Annotated in this window: 5 protein-coding genes; 4 read left to right on the top strand and 1 reads right to left on the bottom strand. The window is 71.2% G+C overall.

Going from position 1 to position 6,751, the window contains the following annotated elements:
• The 3 genes from DQP58_RS17735 to nudC form a co-directional block, all read left to right on the top strand.
• Nucleotides 1–1,911: 3'-5' exonuclease (locus DQP58_RS17735; RefSeq protein ID WP_133259393.1), on the top strand; the 1,911-nt coding region annotated here is incomplete at its 5' end.
• Nucleotides 1,912–2,005: 94 nt separating this feature from the next.
• Nucleotides 2,006–3,076 carry a potassium channel family protein gene (locus DQP58_RS17730; protein ID WP_112709579.1) on the top strand — a complete coding sequence of 357 codons (1,071 nt, stop codon included), beginning with the start codon at nt 2,006–2,008 and terminating at the stop codon, nt 3,074–3,076.
• Nucleotides 3,076–4,008 carry an NAD(+) diphosphatase gene (gene nudC / locus DQP58_RS17725; protein ID WP_112709578.1) on the top strand — a complete coding sequence of 311 codons (933 nt, stop codon included), beginning with the start codon at nt 3,076–3,078 and terminating at the stop codon, nt 4,006–4,008. Before DQP58_RS17730 ends, nudC begins: the two co-directional genes overlap by 1 nt.
• Nucleotides 4,009–4,014: 6 nt before the next feature.
• On the opposite strand, the gene mrx1 is transcribed toward nudC, so the two are convergent.
• Complete coding sequence (gene mrx1 / locus DQP58_RS17720; RefSeq protein ID WP_112709577.1) at nt 4,015–4,269, bottom strand: mycoredoxin Mrx1; 255 nt, start codon at nt 4,267–4,269, stop codon at nt 4,015–4,017.
• Between the two features lie 382 nt (nt 4,270–4,651).
• Between mrx1 and DQP58_RS17715 the strand changes: the two genes are divergently transcribed.
• On the top strand, nt 4,652–6,751 hold the full coding sequence (locus DQP58_RS17715; RefSeq protein ID WP_165827907.1) for an ATP-dependent DNA helicase UvrD2: 2,100 nt from the start codon (nt 4,652–4,654) through the stop codon (nt 6,749–6,751).

The following is a 6,751-nucleotide window of genomic DNA, read 5'->3' as shown; positions in this document are numbered from 1 at the left end:
GCCGAGGTCGTCGCCATGCTGCGGCTCATCGCCGATCCGACGGCCGGCGCGGCGGCGATGCGGGTGCTCACGGGTTCGCGCTGGCGCCTGGGCGCGCGTGACCTCGCGGCGTTGTGGCAGCGCGCGCGGGCACTGGACGGGGGTGTGCCGGTGGCCGACGCCTGCTCGCCCGAGTCGATCGCGAGCGCGGCCGACCCCGACGCGGACACCGTGTGTCTGGCCGACGCGATCGCCGATCCCGGTGCGGCCGAGGCATATTCGGCCGCAGGGTATCAACGCATCACGGCGCTGGCCGCCGAACTGAGCGCCCTGCGCGCCCACCTCGGCCATCCGCTCGGCGACCTCGTCGCCGAGGTGCGCCGGGTGCTGGGCATCGACTGCGAGGTCCGGGCCGCGGCTGGGGTCGGGGCCGGCTGGGCCGGCACCGAGCACCTGGACGCGTTCGCCGACGTCGTCGCCGCGTACGCCGAACGCACCGACGCCGCAACCGGGCCCGCTGACGGATCGACGGCCACGTCGGTGACCGGCCTGCTGGCCTACCTAGACGTGGCCGAGTCGGTCGAAAACGGCCTGGCGCCGGCACCATTGGCGGTCGCCCGCGACCGCGTCCAAGTGCTCACCGTGCACTCGGCGAAGGGGCTGGAATGGCAGGTGGTGGCGGTGGCCCACCTGTCCGGTGGCACCTTCCCGTCCACGGCGTCGAAGAGCACCTGGCTCACCGATGCCGGCGAGCTACCCCCGCTGTTGCGCGGCGACCGCGCCGCCGCGGGCGCCCTGGGCATCCCGGTGATGGACACCTCGGACGTCACCAACCGAAAGCAGCTGTCGGACAAGATCTCCGAGCACCGCCGCCGGCTCGAGCAGCGGCGCATCGACGAGGAGCGGCGGCTGCTCTACGTCGCCATCACCCGCGCCGAGGACACCCTGCTGGTGTCCGGGCACCACTGGGCGGTCACCGGCATCAAGCCGCGCGGCCCGTCGGACTTTTTGTGCGAGATCAAGGCCGTCATCGACGATTCGGCCGCGGCCGGCGACCCGTGTGGAACGGTGGAGCACTGGGCGCCGCCACCCGCCGACGGTGAGCTAAATCCACTGCGCGACAACGTCATCGAGGCGGCGTGGCCGCCCGACCCCCTGGCCGAGCGTCGCAACGACGTCGAGCGCGGGGCGGCACTGGTGGCTCAGGCGCTGCGCGCCGGCGCGACCGAAACCGGCATCGACGTGGACGGCTGGGCCGCCGATGTCGATGCCCTGCTCGCCGAGCGTGCCCGGTTGGTGCAGCCGCCGCCGCTCGCCCTGCCCGGCCAATTGTCGGTCAGCTCCCTGGTCGGCCTGGCGCGCGACCCAGCGGGCACGGCGCAGCGCCTGAGGCATCGGCTGCCGTCGCGTCCCGAACCGCATGCGTTGCTGGGCAATGCCTTTCACGCATGGGTGCAGAAGTTCTACGGCGCCGAGTGCCTGTTCGATCTGGGTGACCTGCCCGGTGCGGCGGATTCCGACGTCGGCGACAGCGCGGAACTGGCCGCCTTGCAGCGAGCGTTCACCGAATCACCCTGGGCTACAAGGACTCCCGTCGCCGTGGAGGTGCCGTTCGAAATGCCGATCGGTGACACGCTGGTGCGGGGGCGCATCGACGCGGTCTTCGCCGATCCCGATGGTGGGGCCACCGTGGTCGACTGGAAAACCGGTGAACCGCCGCACGGGCCGGAGGCAATGCGGCAGGCCGCCGTCCAGCTCGCGGTGTATCGCTCGGCCTGGGCGGCGCTGGCCGGCGTCCCCGAATCGTCGGTGCGCACCGCCTTCTACTACGTGCGCGCCGGCGCCACGGTGATTCCCGACGAGCTGCCGAGCGACGCCGAGGTCGCGGACCTACTGTCGGATCCCGGCGGTGTCGGCCGCGTCGGGGTGTGACCTGCGCCGCCCGAGTATTGGGGACGCTGTGGCCGTGGTTACATAAGACCCGTGCGTGTCTCGTGCGCAGAAGTGCAGCCGGTGACGGGCCGCCGTGGGCAACGGTAGGTCCCGAAAGCGCAGCGGTCTGGACGAAACGCTGACCACTCAGCGCGGTCACCAGCTGATCGGCGTGGTGCGCATCCCTGAGGATCATGCGAGTCCGATTCGCGTCATCACCCGTCGCCTGGCCATCGCGCTGGTGGTGCTGCTGGCCGCGGCGGTCATCGTCTACCTGGACCGCACCGGTTACCGCGACGTGCGCAACCAACCGCTGACGTTTCTGGACTGCGTGTACTTCTCCGCGGTCTCCCTGTCGACGACCGGGTACGGCGACATCACTCCGTACACCGAAACCGCACGCCTGGTGCACACCCTGATCTTCACCGCGTTGCGGATCGCGTTCCTGGCCGTGCTGGTCGGCACCACGCTCGAAGTGCTCTCCGAGCGGTCTCGCCAAGGGTGGAAGATTCAGCGTTGGAGGAGCAGAGTGCGCAACCACACCATCGTGATCGGCTACGGCACCAAGGGAAAGACGGCGGTCGCCGCCATCCTCGGTGACGAGACCGCCCAGGCCGAGGTCGTCGTCGTCGACACCGATCGGGGCACGCTCGAGCACGCCGAGAGCGCGGGCCTGGTCACCCTGCACGGCGACGCCACCAAAGCCGATGTGCTGCGGCTGGCCGGCGCCCAGCACGCGGCGTCCATCGTGGTCGCCACCAGCCGCGACGACACCGCGGTGCTGGTGACGCTGACGGCGCGCGAGCTGGCACCCAACGCCAAGATCGTCGCCTCGATCCGGGAGACCGAGAATCAGCACCTACTGCAGCAGTCCGGCGCGAACTCGGTGGTGGTCTCCTCGGCCACCGCCGGCCGGCTGCTGGGGCTGGCCACCACCACGCCCAGCGTTGTGGACATGATCGAGGATCTGCTGACCCCCGACGCCGGGCTGGCCATCGCCGAGCGTGAAGTGGAACAGACCGAAGTCGGCGGATCGCCGCGGCACCTGCGCGACATCGTGCTCGGTGTCGTGCGCGACGGCCACCTGCTGCGCATCGGCGCACCCGAGGTGGATGCCATCGAGGCCAACGACCGACTGCTCTACATCCGAAACGCCGACCACTGATGGCGATCTCGGACTTTCAGCTGCGCAGCGTCCCGTTGTTGTCGCGGGTGGGCGCCGACCGCGCCGATCAGCTGCGCACCGACGTCGAGGCCGCCACCGCCGGCTGGGCGGAGGCGGCGCTGCTGCGGGTGGATTCGCGCAACCAGGTGCTGGCCGCCAACGGCCGGGTGGTGCTCGGCGCGGCCGCCGAAATCGGCGACAAGCCGCCGTCGGAGGCGGTGTTCCTGGGGCGCCTGGAGGACGGCCGGCACGTGTGGGGCATCCGCGGCGCGCTGCAGGCCCCCGACGATCCCGGCGCGCACGCCGAGGTGGTGAACCTGCGCAGCCTCGGCCCGATCTTCGACGACACCAGCAGCCAGCTGGTGTCCGCGGCCGTCGCGCTGCTGAACTGGCATGAGAAGGCCCGTTTCAGCCCCGAGGACGGGTCGCCGACGCGGCCGGCCCGGGCGGGCTGGGCACGAATCAACCCGGTGACCGGTCACGAGGAGTTCCCGCGCATCGACCCGGCGGTGATCTGCCTGGTCCACGACGGCGGTGACCGCGCGGTGCTGGCCCGCCAGGCGGTGTGGCCGGAGCGGATGTTCTCGCTGCTGGCCGGGTTCGTCGAGGCCGGTGAGTCTTTCGAGGTGTGCGTCGCCCGCGAGATCCGCGAGGAGATCGGGCTGACCGTCCGCGACGTGCGCTACCTGGGCAGTCAGCCGTGGCCGTTCCCGCGCTCGCTGATGGTCGGTTTCCACGCCGTCGCCGACCCGGCCGAAGAGTTCTCCTTCAACGACGGCGAGATCGCCGAGGCGGCCTGGTTCACCCGCGATGAGGTGCGCGCCGCGCTGGCGGCGGGGGACTGGTCCAGCTCGTCGGAGTCGAAACTGCTATTGCCCGGGTCGATCTCGATCGCCCGCGTGATCATCGAATCCTGGGCCGCGCTCGACTGAGCGGGCCTAGCTGCCGGTCTCGGCCAGCTTCGCCTTCACCTCGGCGGCGCTCGGGTTGGTCAGCGTCGACCCGTCGGCGAACTTGACCGTCGGGACCGTCCTGTTGCCGCCGTTGACCGAGCTGACGAAATCAGCGGCCGCCGCGTCGTGCTCGATGTCGACCGCCTCGTAGGGAATTCCGTTGGACTTGAGCACCGTCATCAGCCGGTGGCAGTAACCACACCAGGAGGTCGTGTAGACGGTGAGCGGGGCAGAGGTCATAGCTGGTTAACGTAGCCCGGCGACGATGCATTCCGTGCCGGGGGTACCGCCCAGCCGCGCAGCGGCGAGGGGGACGGGATGCGGAGGAGCGGGCGATTGGATGTAGCCCGGCGACGATGCATTCCGTGCCGGGATGCGGAGGAGCGGGCGGTTGGATGTAGCCCGGCGACGATGCATTCCGTGCCGGGGGTACCGCCCAGCCGCGCAGCGGCGAGGGGGACGGGATGCGGAGGAGCGGGCGGTTGGATGTAGCCCGGCGACGATGCATTCCGTGCCGGGGGTACCGCGGAATCCGGCGACTCGCCGGGGCGACACGCCAGGCCGCCGATCAAGGTGTGGCGATGCGCCGGGTTTGTCGGCGACCGCTGCCAAGATGGACGCCATGCCGACGGTCGCCGATCCCTTGACAGCCGGGCTGGACGACGAGCAGCGCGAGGCCGTGCTGGCTCCCCGCGGCCCGGTGTGCGTGCTTGCCGGCGCCGGCACGGGAAAGACGCGCACCATCACGCACCGCATCGCCCAGTTGATTGCCAGTGGTCACGTCGCGGCGGGCCAGGTGCTGGCCGTCACGTTCACCCAGCGGGCGGCGGGGGAGATGCGCTCGAGGTTGCGGATGATCGACGCCGCGGCGGGCGAGGACACCACCGTCGGCGCAGTCTCGGCCCTGACGTTCCACGCGGCCGCCCACCGACAGCTGCGGTATTTCTGGCCGCGTGTGGTCGGCGACACCGGCTGGCAGCTGCTGGACAGCAAATTCGCCGTCGTCGCCCGGGCGGCCGCCCGCGCCCGGATCAACGCCAGCAGCGACGACGTGCGCGACCTGGCCGGCGAGATCGAGTGGGCCAAGGCGTCGCTGATCGGGCCGGAGGAATACCCGGCCGCGGTGGCCGCCGCCGCGCGCGACATCCCGCTGGACGCCGCGCGGGTCGCCACCGTCTACGCCGCCTACGAGGCCCTCAAATCCCGCGGCGACAACGTCACCCTGCTCGATTTCGACGACCTCCTGCTGCACACCGCCGCCGCGATCGAAAACGATCCCGCCGTGGCCGAGGAGTTCCGGGATCGCTACCGCTGCTTCGTGGTCGACGAGTACCAGGACGTCACGCCGTTGCAGCAGCGGGTGCTGACGGCGTGGCTGGGCGATCGCGACGACCTGACCGTGGTGGGCGACGCCAACCAGACCATCTACTCGTTCACCGGGGCCTCGCCGCGGTTCCTGCTCGACTTCTCCCGTCGGTTCCCTGACGCCACCGTGGTGCGCCTGGAGCGCGATTACCGCTCCACCCCGCAGGTGGTGTCGTTGGCCAACCAGGTGATCGCCGCGGCGCGCGGCCGCGTCGCCGGCAGCAAGCTGCACCTGGTGGGCCAGCGGGCGCCGGGTCCGGCGCCCTCGTTCCACGAGCATCCCGACGAACCGGCCGAAGCCGCCGCGGTCGCGGCGTCCATCAAGCGGCTCATCGAATCCGGCACCCCGCCGTCCGAGATCGCGGTGCTGTACCGCGTCAACGCGCAATCGGAGATCTACGAGGAGGCGCTGACCGAGGCCGGCATCGCCTATCAGGTTCGCGGTGGCGAGGGGTTCTTCAACCGTCAGGAGATCAAGCAGGCCCTGCTGGCGCTGCACCGGGCGGCCGAGCGCGGCCCAGCAGGCCCGTTGCCCGACGTGGTGCGCGCGGTGCTGGAACCGCTGGGGCTGACGGCCGAGGAACCGGTGGGCGCCCGGGCCCGCGAGCGCTGGGAAGCGCTGACCGCTTTGGCCGAGCTGGTGGACGACGAAGTCGCCCAGCGTCCGCAGCTCGACTTGCCCGGGCTGATGGCCGAACTCCGGATGCGCGCCGACGCCCGGCACGCACCGGTGGTGCAGGGCGTCGCGCTGGCGTCGCTGCACGCGGCCAAGGGGCTCGAGTGGGACGCGGTGTTCCTGGTCGGGTTGGCCGACGGCACGCTGCCCATCTCGCACGCGTTGGCGCACGGCGCCGAAAGCGAAGCGGTCGAGGAGGAACGCCGGCTGCTCTACGTCGGAATCACCAGGGCTAGAACGCATTTGGCGCTCAGCTGGGCGCTGGCCCGCAGCCCGGGCGGGCGCCAGGGGCGCAAGCCGTCACGGTTCCTCAACGGCATCGCACCCCAGGCGCGGGCCGACGCGGCGCCCAACAAGTCTCGGCGCACCCGCGGCACCGCGACCCGCTGCCGGATCTGCAACCACAACCTGACCACCCCGGCGGCCGTCATGCTGCGGCGCTGCGAGACCTGCGCCGCCGACATCGACGAGGACCTGTTGCTGCGGCTCAAGGCTTGGCGGCTCGACATCGCCAAGGAGCAGAAGGTGCCCGCCTACGTCGTCTTCACCGACAACACGCTGATCGCCATCGCCGAGCTGCTGCCCGACGACGAAGAGGCGCTGATCGCGATCCCGGGCATCGGCGCACGCAAGCTGGAACAGTACGGGCCCGACGTGCTGGAGCTGGTCCGCGGCCGCTGA

Source organism: Mycobacterium colombiense, from assembly GCF_003284975.1.
GTDB lineage: Bacteria > Actinomycetota > Actinomycetes > Mycobacteriales > Mycobacteriaceae > Mycobacterium > Mycobacterium europaeum_A.
Note: the sequence above shows the minus strand (reverse complement) of the source record. Positions and strands in the feature narration are given on the sequence as shown.

Coding starts and splice junctions, on each gene's coding strand:
- DQP58_RS17715 (WP_165827907.1), top strand. CDS start 4,652: ATGCCGACGGTCGCCGATCCCTTGACAGCCGGGCTGGACGACGAGCAG.
- mrx1 (WP_112709577.1), bottom strand. CDS start 4,269: ATGACCTCTGCCCCGCTCACCGTCTACACGACCTCCTGGTGTGGTTAC.
- nudC (WP_112709578.1), top strand. CDS start 3,076: ATGGCGATCTCGGACTTTCAGCTGCGCAGCGTCCCGTTGTTGTCGCGG.